The following is a 17,897-nucleotide window of genomic DNA, read 5'->3' as shown; positions in this document are numbered from 1 at the left end:
ATTTGGTTTAATTAGCGTAAAGAGGATACTGGCTATTATTGGTAACTGATACTGAGGTTTTTTACGGGCGATCCTTTTTCATCCAAGAAACGAACACAGAAATTAGCCATACCTGGTCCATTTATGACGGCACCACGGATGATATTCTTTCCCTTTTTAAGTGTCAAACGGGCAGAAGTACCATTATCGGCAATCATATCCCGGTCACCGGAAAGCAACAAGGCTTCCTGACCATTCAACCACCACATGCTGCCGGAATTGCATCCGGCCGCCATCCGGACGTTTTTGATTTCTTCAGGGCAGTCGATAACCGTGACCAGCCAGACAAGTATTCCGTATTTTGGCTTATTTAGGGCGTACGTAAAATGGTATAAATTGATATTGAAGGATTTACTATCCAACGCGTACCACTTTAGCTCTTGATTTCCTACTTTTACCGTCTGGCCATTTTGGGGAACTGTAGTATAATCGCCGGAAAAATTATCGGTCGCAAACGTTGTTTTGAGGTAGTTATCCGTAAAAATATTATTCCTGACAATATCTTTCTTTATAGGCTCCAGCATAAGCCAACGTTGAATAAATCCCTTTGCGTCTGGTGTTTTATTGGCCACAGAAGCTATGGTGAAGTGTTTGGAAAGGGTATGTGACGTATCGCCTTTGATAGGTATGGGAGGGAGAGGAATTCTTTGTGCCGGACCTGGCCCCTGTGCAAAAGCGGTTAGGCCTCCTCCGTGTAATCCTGATAAAACGATAAACAATATAAATGACAATACGTATTTGTATTTTGTATTCATAGCTTATTGTATTAAGTATTGTTTCTAGATAAAGCAGAACAAGCTACCTTTTACTGAAACTTTTACACATTCTTAAACCTCTTTGTAGTCGATGGCAACTCAATCTCTTGAAACACTATTGTTCCAGGCAAAACGATTGCCGAACCGACTCTTTACTACGTAGAATAAATGAGCCCAATAGTACATTAAGTTAGTTTTCGAGCAGGACCGTAACAACGTAGTGATCAAGGCCAACAGCCAGCAAACTACTTAGAATCAAATCTCACTGACTAGTGATGATTTTAATTTTATCATACAACTGCGTCTCCCGGTCTACAATATAAAAAAGCAACCCATTTGTCACTAGTAAAAGAATAGCAACTACTTAATTATCTTCTTATTATCAACTCAGTGAACATCAAACCATCGTATCTAAAATCTTTTGTATATTTAGCCCATAACCTAATTTTTTACCATTGCTGCTTCTATCCGTGAAACAATTTGTACTGAATTTAATAGTAGTTTGCCTGCTTACTAGTTGCTGGAATTGGGACCCTAAGGAACTAGTGCTCCCCCCCACAGCCGATTTTTCGTTTACCGGTGGCGACTGCATCGCTCCCTGCGAAGTGAGTTTCACCAATAAATCCACAGGAAACAGCACGTCTTACCAGTGGAATTTTGGTGATAATACAAATTCTACCGAGGCTAATCCAAAACATACTTTCCAAAATGGTGGTACGTTCACCGTTACGTTGACGGTTACCGGACCAGGGGGTAACAGCCAACCCAAAACTCAGCAAGTGACCATAAAAGCGGCCATTCCTTCGTCGGTATGGGACAAATCATTTGGTGGAGCCATTGATGATCAGCTCCGCTCGATGGTGGCCACTTCAGATGGCGGCTTTCTGTTGGGAGGCTATTCCAGTTCATTTGCTACCGGTGGAAACAAGTCCGCCACCAACTATGGCAGAAATGATTATTGGGTAGTAAAAGTCACTGGCGCTGGCGATAAAGTCTGGGACAAATCCTTTGGGGGTACCAACGAAGATTTCCTCTTCGCTACCGTACCGACCTCAGACGGAGGATTTTTACTGGGTGGACACTCCTACTCACCGGGAGACGGTGGCAACAAAACCGCTCCTAATTACGGCGGTACCGACTACTGGGTAGTAAAAATTAATGGCAACGGAGACAAGATTTGGGAGAAAACATTTGGGGGTACTGGCGACGATCAGCTCCGAGCGTTGGTACCTACTCTGGATGGTGGATTTCTGTTAGGCGGGGCTTCCAATTCACCTGTGAGTGCGAGCGCAGTTAATGGCAATAAAACTGCCCCTGGCTACGGTGCTAATGACTACTGGGTAGTGAAGATCGATGCGAGTGGAAACAAAGTCTGGGATAAATCGTTCGGGGGTGCAACTGACGACATTGCATTGGCAATGTCGGCCAACTCGGATGGGACCTTCCTGCTAGGAGGCTACTCTAACTCTGGCCAGACCGGAAACAGAACTGCTACGAACTATGGACTAACCGATTTCTGGGCGGTTAAGGTCGATGCGAGTGGAAACAAAGTTTGGGATAAATCATTCGGGGGAACTAGCGAAGACCAACTCCGCTCGATGGTAGCTACTTCGGATGGCGGCTTTCTGCTGGGAGGGGCTTCGGCTTCACCAGCAACCGGAGGCAATAAAACTGCAGCCAACTATGGGCTGGATGACTACTGGGTAGTGAAAATCAATAGCGGTGGCGATAAAGTCTGGGACAAAACCTACGGGGGCGCTGTTGATGACATCCTTTTTACCATGCTGGCCGTCGCGGACGATAGCTTTCTACTGGGTGGCTATTCTAGTTCAGCGTCAGACGCAGGCAATAAGACTGCCACTAACTTTGGCAGTAATGATTACTGGGTGGTGAAAATCAACAAAAATGGCGAAAAAATAGGCGAAAAATCCTTTGGAGGCTCTACTGATGATCAACTCCGCACCCTGTTGAGTACGTCGGATGGCGGCTTCGTGCTGGGAGGAATATCTACTTCTCCAATAAGCGCCAACGCAGCAGCGGGCAACAAAACCGCCACCAATTACGGCAGTAATGATTTTTGGGTTCTGAAAATCAAGTAAATAGTATTATTGTCCACATACCATAAACAGATTTTTACATCAATGTTCAGGATTAGTTGTTTACTGATTGTTGCCCTATTCCCTTTAGTAACCCGCGCTCAGACGGCCAGTAATATCCGAATGCAGGTCGATCCGGATATTAAAAAAATGGTCATTACGTATGATCTGCAGGACGTTCGGCCTACTGATTCCCTTTACGTTCAGATTGAAACCGCTTCCGGACGGGTTATCGAACCTAAAGCCATTACCGGAGCGATTGGCAAGGGGCTTCGTCCGGGCCCCAATCAGGTGGCGTACTGGGACGTAGTACGGGATAGTACCCGGCTTAACGAAAGTATTCAGGCCCGTATTCTGTTCTCCCGCCCTGCCCCACCCCCACCGGTAGCTCCAGCACCGGTAGCCGTCACCGAGAAACCAAAACCCGAAAGCCAGAATTTAGCCATTCAGCCAAAAGCCCAACCTGTTGTCGCAGTACGTAAAAAAAGCCCGATTCCGATTATTGGTTACGTAGCAACCGCCGGACTGGGAGCTTATAGCTTCGTGCTGGCGTCAGCCATCAGCAAAGACTCTGATACGTATAATAGTAAACAGTTTGTTACGTCGGCCGCTGAAAAAGCCGAGTATGACGATAAATTAGCCTCGCTTAATAGTCGCAAAAGTACGCTCACCATTGTGGCTGGAGCAGCAATTGCGGTGGGTGTTGCCACAACCATTTACACGTTCATTCACAAGCCGAAATCATCTCGTATCACCCTTGTCAGCCCACCTGGTACACGTAGCACCAATCTAGGTGTGGCATTAAACTTCTAATCTACCATGCCAAAAAACATTTATTTACTCTACCTGCTTTGCTGCTCCGGCTTTGCGTTAGCACAGTCGCCTAGCACTACCGTATACCGGAGCCAGCCGGTTACCGTCAATACGGATGCCCTGTTCGAGAAACCTGCCATCAAGCCTACCATTGAATGGTCTGGCGGTACGACGGATTATACGGAAAAAGAAGAGTACATTCTGAAGGCCTGCATCCAGAACGACGCCAAGCAGGTTAAGGTTGAACTCAACGGCCAGCTGATACCACAGCAAACGCGGGGTTTCGGGCAGCCCGGCAGTTGCGACAAGGGCACGCCTTTTACAAATACGGTACGTTTGCAGCTCGGTCGTAATCAGATAGTTGTCATTGCTTCTAATAAGGCCGGCGAAGTTCGTTCAAGTACGTTGACCGTTACGTACGAAAAGCCTCAGAAGCGAGTAGCGCTGGTAATTGGTAACTCGGAATATCCACAGGGAAACCGTCTGACAAATCCTGCCAACGATGCTAAGGCTGTTGCTGCTCAACTGAAAGGATTGGGCTTCGATGTGATTGAGCGGAAGAACACCAACCAGACCGAGCTGCGCATGGTAGTTGCTCAGTTCGGCAATAGCCTGCAATCGCAGAAATACGACGTAGCATTGTTTTATTATGCAGGACACGGCATGCAGGTGGATAGCAAAAATTACCTCATCCCTGTCGACATAACCCCCCAATCAGCGTCAGAAGTGAAAGTTTTAGCCGTATCGGCCAACGACATTCTGGAGCAGATGAGCAGCGATACAGATGTCAATCGTACGAACGTAATGATTCTGGACGCCTGCCGTAATAACCCGTTGATTCAGTCACGGGGTGGAAAAGGGCTGGCAGAAATGAACGCCCCTTCAGGTTCATTGATTGCGTTTTCGACCAAACCGGGCTCAACGGCTCTGGATGGAACAACCAACAACAGCCCTTATACTGAAGAATTAGTTAAAGCGCTGGGAGAACCAGGCATGCGGTTGGAAGATGTCTTCAAAACGGTTCGCGTTCGCGTAATGAGTCGCACGCAGAATCAGCAGGTTCCTGTAGAAACCAGTGTGCTTACGCAGGATGTTGTTTTACACCGGGGCCTTAAAAAGTAATCATGGCTATGGCCTGGTCTAAAAAATTCATTCTGATCAATCTGCTTCTGTTTATAGCTGTTTGCGCGGGCATTATCTGGGCGGGTAGCCGGTCTAGTCAGGCTGCGATGCCTACTCACCAGACCTCGCGGGAGCGTTTTCTGGACGACGCTCGGGAAGTAAAAAGTGTATACGCACAATTGTCACAGGGCATTTCGAACGATGTTCCGGGCCAATTAACCAACCCAAGGAAAATTCTGGAGCATCGGCTGGAAACGATGAACGAAGGGTACAGTAGTACCGACAAATTCGGTCCAATAGCAAAGCACTTTACGCATAATTATGAACGACTGATCAGTCTTCATGAAGTTACGTCGGGCGGTCAGGAAAATCTTGGGGTACGAAAAGATAGCCTGCTGAGTCGAATTCGAAAAGCCCAGGCAGAAGCCCAGGAGTTGGAAAAAACGCTGAGAACCCAGTAGCATACGAGTACTCTAATCCACATCGACCATGAATCTTTCTCATAATCAGGAACGCCAACGTAGCATCAGGCAAATGGTACTTTTTTATACCATCTTGTTGCTGCTGCTAGGCATCTGCTGCTACGTATCATTCTGGCTCCTCCCCGCTTATGCCAATAAAACCACGGCGAACGTTAGCCAGAATACCAGCCCACAACTGGTTCAGGCCGACGCAGTATTCATGAGCAGCCTCGATTCGCTCAGCCACCGACTGGCCGTGCTGGAGTCGTCACCAACAATAAAGCCTGAGCAGCAACAGGCGGTCCGCCGGCAAATTGACTTATTGAGCGTTACGTTCCCCGATTCCGTTCATCAGGCCGTTTTACAGAGCTACTACGCTCTGCTTTCGCAGTTGGCCATATCCAGAAGCAAGGGCGATACCGAATTAGTTAAATTAGACCAGCAGCTCGGTCAACTACGGTTGGGCGTTGATCAGTTGAAAACGAAAATCGCCCAGAAAAAACTAAATGTTCCATCAGCTCAGGTGGCTCGAGCAGATCAGGAGCCCGAACTGGTAGCAACTGAGAAAACTGCGGCCGTTAATCGTTCGGCTACCTCTGTCGTAAAGGCGCAGAATCTGGGAACATTTATCCCGAAATTGGAAAAAGGCAGTGGCTACTTTGAGTCAGCCAACCCGAATATCAAATTTATTATATGGTTCGAAGTTGAAGCTAATAAGCTCGTACTCAATATCAACTTTAGTGCTTCAGTCCGTCCCACTACGTCAACGGGCATAGATAGCCGGGTGGCTACTCAGAAAGTGCTGTTCATAGCACCGCCTGGTTCATCCATCGATCCGGCCAGTGTTCCTTCTTCAGATAAATGGGAGTACAGTTATTTCGATAATTCGGAAGAAGAAGAAACGCTGACCTCCGAAGATGGCCTGCTGACCTGCCGACTCGTGGGTAAGTCGACTCAACGAGTTGGCGATCCCGGTGGAACGCAGCTTTCGGTACAGCTGAATCGCTCCATACCCGTCAAACTTCTTAGGTAATCGCTTCCATAATACTATGTATCCAACTAGTGATCAACGACATAAATATCCATTCCATCTTTTAATTAATAGCACTCGTGAGAACAGTTCTTATTTTTTCTATCCTTATACTGCTGGGGTTTCCTACCCTTTCCCAGCCAAAGGGTAGTGATCATCAAAAGAATTCTATCAATACAGATCCCGATCTGAAAAATTTTCAGGAACGGTGTCGCCAGCAGGTCGAAGCGCTGCAAAACTACCTGTCAATCATTGCCGACCCAAACACAGCTGGCGAAGACAAAGAAATGGCCATTGACGAAACGCTACGTATGTTTCTGAAAGGGTCGACCATGCAGGTTTCGTCGATTAAGAATCCAAAGCAAATCAATACGTTGCCACTGGAAACGTATTTACAGAATCTGAGCAAACTCTCCTCCCGTAAAAACATTAAGGAAGTAACCATCACGTTTTTTCAACCGGTAAAAGTATCTGACTTCTCGCGCAACCAGGACGGAACCTACTCGGGAACAGCTACTTACTTTCAGCAATTTGAGGCTCGGACCGTTTCGGGACGGCTTGTCAGAGATCGGACTCAGAAAAACATTGATACCCTGCTTAAATCGCTCGACGACCCTTTTGTGAACGAAAAACGGTGGGCGCTCTTGCTGGGTAATATTACCGTTATGGAGTCGACTCCTGCGGTTGACAACTAACTCTGGCCATTCTCTATGCTATTGCTAATCAATCTACTGACGCTGGCTGGAAGTTGTGCCTTCTCGACGGATACGTTACCAACCCAACCCGATTCCACCAAAACCACTTTCCGGACTGAGCGAAAACCCGGTCAATCGTATATGATTCACCAGGTATCGCACATCAGTGAATTTGTTCGTCGTTTCAACGGCGAGCAACCCAAACTCATTCGAGCCGGTGAAGACTCCATTCAATTAGCAGCCGAAAGTCGTGAACAAAAAGTAGCCCGGCTGTTCGACCATAACAACGTAGCAAGCTCATCTAAAAACAGCCTGATTCAGAAGCGTAAATCCCTTTTTCTGGAGGCCGTCAGCCGTACCGATCAGCCGATGCTGCTGACTTTTCCGACAACAAACATGCTTGCCACCGTTGGTATGGACGTAAACTATGGGGGTGTGCAGCAGAACGTAAAATTTTTTCTCAAGGCTACAGAGAAGGACAGCGCCTATAGCTGGAAAATTGTTGCAGTATCTGTTCCATTTGCCATGCCGCCCCGCACGAAGCCGTCTGGCAAACCAGGTGCCGATTCAACGCAGGTATTTATCCCTCTAAATGCCCAGGAAACGAGTTTTCTGGCTTTATTTAATCTTATCAGAGATCGGCAGAATCTGTTACCACTTGCCGCCCGGTCTGCGTCGAATGACAGTAAACTTCTGCAATTGAGCCAGTTAGTGCAGCAAGGCAAAATTCAGCCCACGCGCACAGAGCAACCTGTGGTCTGGCTACAATCGGGCGACGCATGGCTCATGCAGCTTGAATATCGCAATCGGGAAAATCTTAATTCGGGCTGGCTCATTACAGATTTATTCTGGTTACCCGGTGGCGATGCTGTTCAACTTCCTAAAGAATTCAGCAACTGTTTACCCACACAGAAACCATAACTTTTCGAAACGCTATGCTGACCACATCCATCCATAAACTGCGCTACGTTCTCCTGCTGGTGTGCTGGGGTTGTTCGCTTCTGGCTCAGTCGCAATCCTTACTGCAGGCTGATTATGCCCAGTTCGAGAATCAGATAAGAGATTTTCTGAATCGCGAATATTTCAGTACGTTGGATGCCTACGTAAAAGCGCAGCGTGAAGAAGATGCTGTTACGTTACGGTACAAATTGCTCAGCAAAGCCTGGAGCGCCAACACTCAGGTTTTCAGCGACGTAAGTCCAGCCCCAGCCGTTACTTGGGCGCAGTTTCTTACGGATGTTCGGCTAAAAAATACGGTCAGTAAGAGTAACTTTTCGATAGGCTCAGCACAGGATGCCCCTTTTCAGCGACCAGCCACGATTCAGTTTGTTGGTACCGATTCGCTTGTGACGAGTATTTATGTAAAACAACGTATGAGTGGAGGCCGGGCAGGCGGAAGTTTTGCCATTCGAACCGTGCCCCTTACGTTTACGATTTCAGCTCGTTTCAAGCGCGACGCCAGCAGCCAGTTGGGCTATTTTTATAACATTCAGATTGGCAACATTCGATCGGGGGTTCCACCGGCTGGTGCTATCGCCTTTTCGTCGGATCAAACCGTAAAAACCAACCCCTATCCGATTTATCTGGCTGAGCAAAGCCTGGGCCGGGTTCTGGCTAAAGCGGGCAATTCACTGGCTGAGAAGTTACCCGCTACTGCAACCAGGCTTTTTATTAAAAACCTATCCTATCGTAACTGCGGCATTGGCGATGCCTTTGCACTGGAAGTAGGCGCTACGTTGCAGACCTACTTTTCGACGCTCTTAAATCGACCAAAATTAACAATCAGCACCACGGAAGCAACGCCCCAAAGCTATACACTGACGGGTCAATATGAAGACAATGGCAGTCTGTTCCAATTGACGATGCTTTTGCTCGGCCCTAATGGTCAGCAACTGGGTCGGGTTGTTAACTCAGATTTGCCGCTCAATTGGTTCGAAGCCAATAACCGACGATTTATTCCGGCTGATTACGCTAAAATCAACAAGGAAACCAATACGTTGAACAATTATCTGGTCAGCGATGATAGAAACCTGTCGCTCCGACTGAATACCAACAAAGGCCGGGAAAGCGCTCGCTTTTTTAAAGGAGATACCATGCACTTGTTTGTGGAGGTCAATAAGCCCAGTCATGTACGAGTTTTATACCGGCAGGCGCCTGATCCACAGGGCGTTGAACGTATCGTGCTCCTTTGCGACCGAGTGATCAAGCCCTCCGAAACCAGTGTAAACGTATTGTTGGGTGACTTTGTCTGTAGTGAACCCTACGGCTCAGAACGTCTGGTAGCCGTTGCCGCCACTGATCCGATGTGTCCGCTAACCATTGATCGGCAAACAATTGGTGGACTGACATTTGAATTTGTCAACGAAAGTCTGGAGGAAGCGCTCAAAAGCTCGCGCGAGAAGAGTTGTATGCGTGGGCTGGGTCAAAGCGGAAGCCCGTTTAAAGCTTTCGATCAACTGCTTATCACTACGTTACCCGTTCAGTAAATAGAAACACCACTTAAACACACCTACTTATGAAACGCAACTGGTATTGGAGTTTTGGCTGCTTCGTCACTTTTTTGTGTCTGACACAGTCGCTAGCGGCTCAAACATTGCACGTAGTGATGATGGCGGCCGTTGACGATAAAAATCTTGGCGCTGCCTGCCAGAGCGACGTAGCAGTCATGACCGAGAATTTTAAGCAGATTAGTAAAGGCATTGGTTATGAGCTCAATCTGAAACAATTACAAAACGATCGGTTCACTGGCAAAGCGTTACGTGCTGCGCTGGATTCAGTCAAGCCAGCCGCTAATGACGTACTGGTATTTTATTATACGGGCCAGGGATATAATCACATGGACCATAAAAGTGAATTTCCCTATTTAAAAGTGAATGATTACCAGGCTAGTGCTATTGACCTCGACGAAGTTCACCAGCGGCTTAAGCAAAAAGGTGCCAGATTAAGCGTCACCATGAGCGATTGCAGCAATGAACTGCTTCCCTCATTAACCCGAAGTTTTACGAAGCCAGTACGTATTACAGCGGCTAAGATTAGTGACGAAGATGTGTCCCGACTGCTTCAGAAACTGTTTATTACGGTTAAAGGGGATGTAAAAATTGCAGGTGCCGAACGATCTCAATACTCGTACGCTTTTCCGGGCGGGCGCGGTTCACTTTATACAACCTCGTTTGAAAATGCGTTTGAAACGGCACTGAATAACAATGTCGATCTAACCTGGGCCAGTCTTTTGGAAGATATTCAAAACCGACTGGAGCAAATTCCGGTTTCCGTTTCGGCCAAGGATACAATTCGTCAACAATCTATTTTTGAGGTCAATGTAACGGCTATGCGCCCGTCGGCTAATGCAGGAATTGCCTTCAATCAGATCAATAAATACCTGAATACCCTGGCCGACGAGAGCCGCCCGAACAACCAGCGACGTACCGAATTACGAACAGCCGACCAGCTATTTACGCCAACCGCTCACGCCCGAATCTACGTTGGCAACACGGAAGTAGCCAGCCAGAACGTTGACCAGCTAACCCGGCGTTTGTACCTTAACGCCAAGCAGATTAAACAGGTGAACATCATCGAAAAACTCTCGACTTTCGATCCTGTTCAGAAACGCTATAAAGTAATTGCGGTGCAGGAGTTATGGGAGTGATTCTTTTCCTAATTTGTCCTCAATAGTATGTAATATATGGCGTAGTGGACTGCTACTCAGCAACAATCATCACTACGTATGCATCGGGCTGATCCACTGCCCAGGTAGTAGGTAATTTCCCTCCTGAATTTATCGAAACTCCCCTGCTTTCAGGTTGTTACGTAGTGCTACGTAACAACCTGACGTTTAATGCTACGTCCTTCAGACAAAGCCGCTACCGAGGCATAATATAATAAAAGCAAATGTCGTAAATTGAGATAAAAGATTAAGGAAGCCTATTTCAGGACGACAAAATCAGTGATGTTTTCCAGCAGCGGTTTCCATTCGTCAGGGGTGCGGTATTTGCGGTAGTTTTTGACGCGATGGAACGTCAGGAAGTTAGAATCGTGCTGGTTATTAGCCCCGCCCATACCATCATCGAAGGCAGTTCGACAAGCCACGACGATATCTTTGCCATCAAACTGCCAGTCAACGTATTGAAATCCGTGTTTTTCAACATCTGTGTTGTACAGAATAATCCCGCGAATAGTCCAGTTTTCGAGGTCGGGAGATGACAGCATGACCTGCGAATTCCGAGCACGTTCCCGCTTAAAGACGCGATGTTTGGGCAGGGCGTAGTTCGTAAAGGTATAGTAGAGTTTCGTTTTGGGATCGAAACGAATGTTGAATTTCTTGCAGGCGCCGGGCAGTTTAATGAACTTGACAGTAGTCGAATCCGCTGTCTGCCCATCGTTGCTGACGCGGTACATCACGGCCTGATCATCCCCCAGATTGTTGACACGTAGTATATTCCAAATTTCGCCTTTGGGATTCATCACTACGTTGCCTTCCAGCCAAGCATTGCCCGGTTTCCAATCAGTTTTGTTGTAGATTAGGTGCTGGGTAAACGACCAGTTTTTGGGATTGAGCAGATCAGCATCGACAGGAGCGGACGCCACAAAACTGCGAAAATTACCCCAGCTTGTAGTCGGTACGTTACGTTCCATCCCTTTCCAAACGCGCCCATTGAACACTTGAACCGGCACCGACGCACAATGGTAACCCTGGTCTGTACTTAAATACCCTTCGTTAACGCTGCTCCAGTTCCGGCCTCCATCAGTCGAACGCCGGATGCTCATTCGGCCGTACTCTTTTGTAGTTCCCAACAGGTATAAAGCGCCTTTATTGATAAACAACGTAGCCCACCACAAGCTATCCAACTCCGCGATTTTCTGCCAACTTTTTCCCCGGTCTGCCGATTCAAAAACGTGGGTATGCTGGGGCGTTGGCCCTTTCCCGAAAATATCGTGCGACGCTACGTACCTACCATCGGGCATGATAGCAATGCTGGGCGAACCCAGAAAATTACCCGCCGATTTGGGAAGATGATCAATGACAACACCCGGTACGTTCGGAAAATTCTGCCCCCAAGTCATAGACAACGTAACGAAGGTAATGAGCCAAATATGAATAAGCTGTTTCATAACCAGTGTGCAGCTATACCGAACGTATCACGCAAACGTAACATTTATTGCAAGCTCTTCATAAAGCTTATCGACCTCCTCCAACAATAAGTCGGTTTTCGCTTGCACAGATGCCGTTAGCGGATCGACCTGTCGGCGGGTGTAGAGCGAAATGGGCAGGCCCCGCTTTTTCAGACTGTATTTGGCAATAATTGGGTAGGCCGTATGCACCAAATCCATGCAATCAGTCATGAACTGCTGCGCCCGATTTACCTGCTCCTGCTTCGCCGGATCATTGTAGTTCGCACAAACCCAGGTAATTAATTCTGGAAAAATATTTCCCTGAATGCAGGACAATCCAGCGGCACCAGCCTTCAGCGATGAAACAGCATTTACCATATAGGCATCGTACAAACCAAACTCATAGCCCTCAGCAACTTGTAAACGACGCTCAATTTCATCGGCATCCAGACAGGTATCTTTGTGGTAAATAAGCCGCCCGGAAGACAACAAATCAGCCAAAATCGTACTACTAATGAGTCGTTTGTAGGGAACCGGGCATTCATAAAAACCTAACGGAATTTCTTCAGTCAAATCCATTAACTGGTGCATGCGGTCTAGAAAAACGTCATCATTCTCATCAGGACTAACTAGTTGACTGGTAATGATAATAACCGCCTGAATACCGGTCTGGTATATACGTTTTACAAAATCAGCCTGTTTGGCAATCGGGCCTCCGAACGTACCGGTTGCTACTATCGGCACCCGCCCCGCCACCTGATCGACGACCTGTTTCGTCACGGCCAGCCGTTCTGAATCCGTCAGTTCATACATTTCGCTCGACAAACAGTTCGCGAACAATCCGGCGGCTCCTGATTCAAGGTAATAATTTGTCAGGTGATCCAGACCAGATGCATCAACAGCCCCTGATTCCAGAAACGGGGTGAGCATGACCGGGATAAACCCGCGCGGCAATGAGTGAGCAGTGTTTGGAAGTGTGGCCATAACTTTAGAGGACGTATCGAATTAAAAATCAACTAATTGAATTCGCGTTGTACGGACGTCGGCGTTGATTCAGCCCCACTCCGATTTGTGCGTAATCTGGTTAGCAGCAGACCAACCAGAAAAATGGTGAGCGTTCCCACCACAATAATCATATTTTGATGCAAGGGATTACGTAGCGCGGCAAAATCATCGGGCAGTTTATCTGAGAACGTCATCCAAACGATAACCAGCACTCCGATCAACGTAGCGGTAAGCGCTTCGGCGTTACGTGTTGAGCGGGAAATAATCCCCAACAGGAACAGGCCAAGCATACCACCCGCAAAGATTCCGGAGAGCATCCACCAGATGTCGAGCACGCTCTTAATACCAATCATGGCAATACCCGTGAGCATACCCAGCAAACCGAATGTTGTGGTGGCGATATACAGCAGACGTAGTGATTGTTTATCCGACAGATTTGGGTTAATGTACCGCCCATAAATATCGACCGAAAACACGGTGGCTGAGGCATTCATCCCCGAACTGATGGTGCTCATAGCCGCCGACAGAATAGCCGCTACAATCATACCTACCAATCCTGCCGGCACTTTATTGACCATAAAATGAGGCATCACTTTATCGCCAATGTCGGCAGGGCCAAGCGTTGCGGCTAACTGCGCAATAGCAGACTGACTACCACCGGGCAACCGCTCGGCAGCCACGCTCATCCGTACCGCATTCAACAGGTCAGGATTGGCCTGATAATAAGCATACAAACACGATCCCAGGAAAAAGAACAGCAACGAAATCGGTACGTAGAGATACACGCATAACCAAATCGACTTGGCAGCTTCCTTAACCGACGTAGTGGTATGATACCGCTGTACGTAATTCTGATCCATCCCGAAGTTGTTCAGGTTCATAAAAAAACCGTAGAGTAGCACAACCCAGAACGTAGCATGCGTAAAATCAGGAGCGAAACTGCCTAAACTGAATTTATTGTCGGCCTGACCAACTTCCAGAATTCGACTCATGCCACCGGGCATTCCGGCGATTACCAGCCAGAGGATAATGACAGCTCCGGCGGTTTTCACAACGCCCTGCACTACCTCCGTCCAGATAACGGCTTCCATACCGCCAAGCACGGTGTAAATGATGATACAGGTTCCCACAATCAGCATAATCGTTGCCATCGGATAGCCTGTCAACGCCTGTAAACTCAGCGCGATACCGAAGAAAATGGAACCCATACGCGCCAGTTGCGTGAGCAGAAAGCAAACGACGGCATACGTTCTCGCCCAGGGTCCAAAGCGGTGTTCCAGGTGCGTATAGGCAGATACTTCGCCAGTATGTCGGTAAAACGGAACAAAGTATTTGGCTGCTACCCAAGCAGCAATCGGCATCGACAGGCTAAACACAAACGAATTCCAGTTTGACCCAAAGGCTTTGCCCGGTACGCCCAGAAATGTATTGCTACTCAGGAACGTAGCGTAAATCGACATACCGATGGCCCAGCCCGGAATTTTGCCCGATGCCGTCGTGAACTGATCGGCATTTTTAGTTTTTCGGGAAAAATAAACCCCAACGCCTACCATACCAGCCAGATAGCCAACAATCACCAACAGGTCAACAATGGGAAGCGTTTTCATGGTTATCTATTCGGTGGTTAGGAATAATTCAGCCCGATCGTTTGAAATCTACACGTATAGAATAGTACAAGCTAAACTCTGCATCAGGCCTATAAACCGGACTTGATTAAATTATTCTACAAATAAATTGCCTTTTACCGAACAATCATTATACTGGATTATCCTTTCATTCAACGAGCTTAACAAATTTCAGTCAGTGATTAGCCAGTCATAGAACTTAATTTAGTCTGCCAGCCAATCTGGCCCGCGCTGTTTAAGTACTTCTTTTTGTACTCCAAAGGAGAAATCCCCTGCACTTTTTTAAACTGACGGTAAAAATTAGACAGGTTATTGAATCCATTCTGGTAGCAAACCACTTCAATCGACTGTTTATTATCGATTAATGCCCGGCACGCATAACTAATACGTACTTCGATCAAAAACTGACTATACGTCTTGCGGGTCATCAGCTTAAAATACCGGCAAAACGACGTAATACTCAGATTGGCGATGGCTGCTATTTCTTCTAAAGTGATTTCACGGGTGTAGTTGGCCAATGTGTACTCACAAACGGTATTTAATCGGCTCGTTTCCAACTCGTTCGATTGATGAAACGCGTAGGTCGACGACAAGGTCTCCATCAAGTCAGACTGCGATAAATGAGTCAGAATAGTTAGCAGCACAGCGATCCGGTTCAGAGGTGCCGCTTCGACCGTTTGCTGCATCAACGGCCTGATTTTTTCGGCCAATTCACCGCGTATCAACAGGCCTCGTTTGGCTCGTTCGTAGAGTTTAGCGATGGGCAGCGCTTCGGCCAGATGTAAAAAACTATCGCCCAGCCAGTTCGGTAGAAAATGAATGACAATTGCCTCAAAATGAGCGTCTGGATCAGCTTGCCAGTAGCTTTCGTTGCATTGCCAGTTGTGCGGCAGATTTTCGCCCAATAAAATAATCTCACCCGGAGAAAAGTTCGCTATGCTATCACCAATGAAGCGAACACCTTCACCACGAAGTACACAGTGAAGTTCCAATTGCGGATGATAATGCCAAATTGAACCCCGATTTTGGCTACGCGTTACGTCGTGCCGGGCGGTGAAGGCATCCTGCGTATTGGCAGGCACCCGATGATACTGCAATTTCATGGCGACAGAGAAGTTGTAGAGTTGTAAAGTTATAAAGTTGTAGAGTTGGCTGACGCATGAGGAACTTTACAACCTTATAACTTTTCAACTTTACAACTTTATAACCCCACAGGCTGTATATACGGACGTTTGATGGCCGGAAACGCCTGTTGAATAGACTTATGGATTCTGACGATTGCCTGATTAATTGCATCGGTGGTTAAATCGGGCTGAAAAGCTACTCCCTGGATCAGCGTGATTTCTTCCGGCCCTAAGTAAATAGTGCCAATCGAAACTGATTTTATCACCGCTACGTCCGATTCGGTTAGGGCGATGATCTGCCGGTTTGTTTCTTCATCGACCCCCTCCCCCATCAGCAGGCTTTTGCTTTCGCGGGCTAACACCACCGACACCGATACCAGCAGCAATCCGATCAGAATAGAAGCGACGCCATCGAGGTAAGGATTTCGGAGCGTGTGGCTCAGGAAAACGCCCAAAAAAGCAATCAGCAGCCCTATTACGTCCGATATATCTTCAAATAATACAGTAAACGTTGCCGAATCTTTACTGTCCTTGATAGCTGCCCAGACGCCCTTTTCGCCCCGCTGCACATTGAAAGTCCGCCAGGCAGTCAGTAACGAATAGCCATCCAGCGCCAATGCGATAGAGAGAACTACGTAATTCCAGAACGGGTCTTCGATGATTTCTGGATTCTGGATATGGGCAATTCCTTCATAAAACGAAACACCCCCACCCACCGCAAAAATGAGCAATGCCACTACGTAGGACCAGAAATATTGTTCTCGTCCGTAGCCAAACGGACGTTTCTTGTCGGGTGGTCGCTGACTACGGGTTAAGCCCAGCAGTAGCAACACTTCATTTAACGTATCGACCAGCGAGTGAATGCCCTCCGAAAGCATGGCTGAGCTACCGGTAACGGCGGCTGCCACAAATTTGGTAGCCGCAATCCCCAGATTAGCCCCCAGAGCGGTGTAAATAGCGATTTTTGATGAAGCCATGCACTAGCAACGTACCAGCGCCGAAAGATGTTTACTGGGATGTAACGACACTACGTTGATTAGTAGCGGGTTGTCTGTTTTACTATTCAAAATAATTTACCCTCTTCAACCTCACTACGCGGGATTTATGACTTGAAAAGCTGGCGCATAATCCTTCGCGAACTGGGCGAACGAGCGCGGAATCAGTCCCGTTGCGTCCCAAACACCCGATGCTACCATAGCAGCCTCGTTACGGCTGTAATGGGCATAATCTTCAATCAGTCCGTCGGCCTGCCAGGCGGGGAAACCTATTTTATCCAACGTAGCACGCATGAGCTCCGGCGTAATATCGACGAACGTAACAGGCCGACCCAGCACGTTGCTCAGCTCTTCAGCCATATCAGAATGACGTAGCGATTCTGGCCCGGTGAGTGTATAGGTTTGCTCCGAATGACCGTTTTCGGTAAGTGCAGCCGCTGCTACGTTGGCAATGTCGCGCACATCGATAACACTAATTCCGGCATTTCCGATTGGCGCAAAAAACTGCCCCGATTCAGCGATGGATGACCGAAAATTGAGCAATCCCTGCATAAACAGGTTAGGCCGTAAAAAAGTAAAATCCAATCCCGAATTGCGGATGGCCTGCTCCACAACGGCGTGATATCGCAGGAAACGAACAGGCGAATGCTCGTCTGCCGCCAGCTGCGATAGTTTGACCACATGGCGTACACCCGCTTTCTGAGCCTGCTCGACAAAACGCAGTTGCTGAGTTTCGGCCTGTTCCGAGGAAGGTGTCAGCAGAAAGGCACGCTCGATGCCCCGCAAAGCCGAGGCCAGTGAATCTGAATCGTTAAAATCGCCCGCTACGACTTCTACACCGGGCATTCCGGCTAGCTCTGACTCCCGTTGAGAATTACGTACCATGGCCCGGAACCGTACTCCACGTTCTGACAATAGCCTGGTCAGTTCCTGGCCGATGTTGCCGGTTGCACCGGTGATGAGGATAGCGGGCGTAGGTTGGTCAGCAGAAATTATTGGTGTATTCATGCGTTTTTTGTTTAGTTGTT

At 47.7% G+C, this 17,897-nt stretch carries 16 protein-coding genes; 9 read left to right on the top strand and 7 right to left on the bottom strand.

Features of this window, described 5'->3' with window-relative positions:
* Window positions 1-35: 35 nt before the first annotated feature.
* Window positions 36-794 (bottom strand): acetylxylan esterase, encoded by a 759-nt coding sequence (locus ACYVF1_RS30545; protein ID WP_461086207.1) that lies wholly within the window; start codon window positions 792-794, stop codon window positions 36-38.
* A 545-nt stretch (window positions 795-1,339) separates the two neighbouring features.
* Here ACYVF1_RS30545 and ACYVF1_RS30540 point away from each other — a divergent pair.
* From ACYVF1_RS30540 to ACYVF1_RS30500, 9 genes are all read left to right on the top strand, one after another.
* Window positions 1,340-2,893 (top strand): PKD domain-containing protein, encoded by a 1,554-nt coding sequence (locus ACYVF1_RS30540; protein WP_461086205.1) that lies wholly within the window; start codon window positions 1,340-1,342, stop codon window positions 2,891-2,893.
* A gap of 42 nt (window positions 2,894-2,935) precedes the next feature.
* Window positions 2,936-3,703 (top strand): hypothetical protein, encoded by a 768-nt coding sequence (locus ACYVF1_RS30535; protein ID WP_461086203.1) that lies wholly within the window; start codon window positions 2,936-2,938, stop codon window positions 3,701-3,703.
* A 6-nt stretch (window positions 3,704-3,709) separates the two neighbouring features.
* Window positions 3,710-4,825 carry a caspase family protein gene (locus tag ACYVF1_RS30530; RefSeq protein ID WP_461086201.1) on the top strand — a complete coding sequence of 372 codons (1,116 nt, stop codon included), beginning with the start codon at window positions 3,710-3,712 and terminating at the stop codon, window positions 4,823-4,825.
* A gap of 8 nt (window positions 4,826-4,833) precedes the next feature.
* A complete protein-coding gene (locus ACYVF1_RS30525; protein WP_461086199.1) occupies window positions 4,834-5,286 on the top strand; it encodes a hypothetical protein in 453 nt (150 codons plus the stop codon).
* Window positions 5,287-5,314: 28 nt separating this feature from the next.
* The gene (locus tag ACYVF1_RS30520) at window positions 5,315-6,319 is read left to right on the top strand and encodes a hypothetical protein (protein WP_461086197.1); all 1,005 of its coding nucleotides are present in this window, start codon (window positions 5,315-5,317) and stop codon (window positions 6,317-6,319) included.
* Between the two features lie 77 nt (window positions 6,320-6,396).
* Window positions 6,397-7,011: a hypothetical protein gene (locus ACYVF1_RS30515; protein WP_461086195.1), complete on the top strand. Its 615-nt coding sequence runs from the start codon at window positions 6,397-6,399 to the stop codon at window positions 7,009-7,011.
* Window positions 7,012-7,026: 15 nt separating this feature from the next.
* A complete protein-coding gene (locus ACYVF1_RS30510; RefSeq protein ID WP_461086193.1) occupies window positions 7,027-7,932 on the top strand; it encodes a hypothetical protein in 906 nt (301 codons plus the stop codon).
* Window positions 7,933-7,946: 14 nt separating this feature from the next.
* Window positions 7,947-9,497, top strand: coding sequence for a hypothetical protein (locus tag ACYVF1_RS30505; protein WP_461086191.1), 1,551 nt, complete (start codon window positions 7,947-7,949; stop codon window positions 9,495-9,497).
* 29 nt (window positions 9,498-9,526) lie between these two features.
* Window positions 9,527-10,657 (top strand): hypothetical protein, encoded by a 1,131-nt coding sequence (locus ACYVF1_RS30500; protein ID WP_461086189.1) that lies wholly within the window; start codon window positions 9,527-9,529, stop codon window positions 10,655-10,657.
* Window positions 10,658-10,932: 275 nt separating this feature from the next.
* Here ACYVF1_RS30500 and ACYVF1_RS30495 read toward each other — a convergent pair whose 3' ends face one another.
* The 6 genes from ACYVF1_RS30495 to ACYVF1_RS30470 all read right to left on the bottom strand — a co-directional run bounded on the left by ACYVF1_RS30495 (window position 10,933) and on the right by ACYVF1_RS30470 (window position 17,877).
* Window positions 10,933-12,120 carry a sialidase family protein gene (locus tag ACYVF1_RS30495; protein WP_461086187.1) on the bottom strand — a complete coding sequence of 396 codons (1,188 nt, stop codon included), beginning with the start codon at window positions 12,118-12,120 and terminating at the stop codon, window positions 10,933-10,935.
* A gap of 27 nt (window positions 12,121-12,147) precedes the next feature.
* Window positions 12,148-13,104, bottom strand: a complete 957-nt coding sequence (locus tag ACYVF1_RS30490) for a dihydrodipicolinate synthase family protein (RefSeq protein ID WP_461086185.1) — start codon at window positions 13,102-13,104, stop codon at window positions 12,148-12,150.
* A 32-nt stretch (window positions 13,105-13,136) separates the two neighbouring features.
* Window positions 13,137-14,732, bottom strand: a complete 1,596-nt coding sequence (locus tag ACYVF1_RS30485) for a sodium:solute symporter family protein (RefSeq protein WP_461086183.1) — start codon at window positions 14,730-14,732, stop codon at window positions 13,137-13,139.
* A gap of 200 nt (window positions 14,733-14,932) precedes the next feature.
* Complete coding sequence (locus ACYVF1_RS30480; RefSeq protein WP_461086181.1) at window positions 14,933-15,853, bottom strand: AraC family transcriptional regulator; 921 nt, start codon at window positions 15,851-15,853, stop codon at window positions 14,933-14,935.
* Window positions 15,854-15,951: 98 nt separating this feature from the next.
* A complete protein-coding gene (locus ACYVF1_RS30475) occupies window positions 15,952-16,851 on the bottom strand; it encodes a cation diffusion facilitator family transporter (protein WP_461086179.1) in 900 nt (299 codons plus the stop codon).
* 114 nt (window positions 16,852-16,965) lie between these two features.
* Complete coding sequence (locus ACYVF1_RS30470; protein ID WP_461086177.1) at window positions 16,966-17,877, bottom strand: SDR family oxidoreductase; 912 nt, start codon at window positions 17,875-17,877, stop codon at window positions 16,966-16,968.
* Window positions 17,878-17,897 lie beyond the last annotated feature (20 nt).

It is taken from the genome of Spirosoma flavus (assembly GCF_054778555.1).
This window is presented reverse-complemented; position numbering and strand designations above follow the sequence as displayed.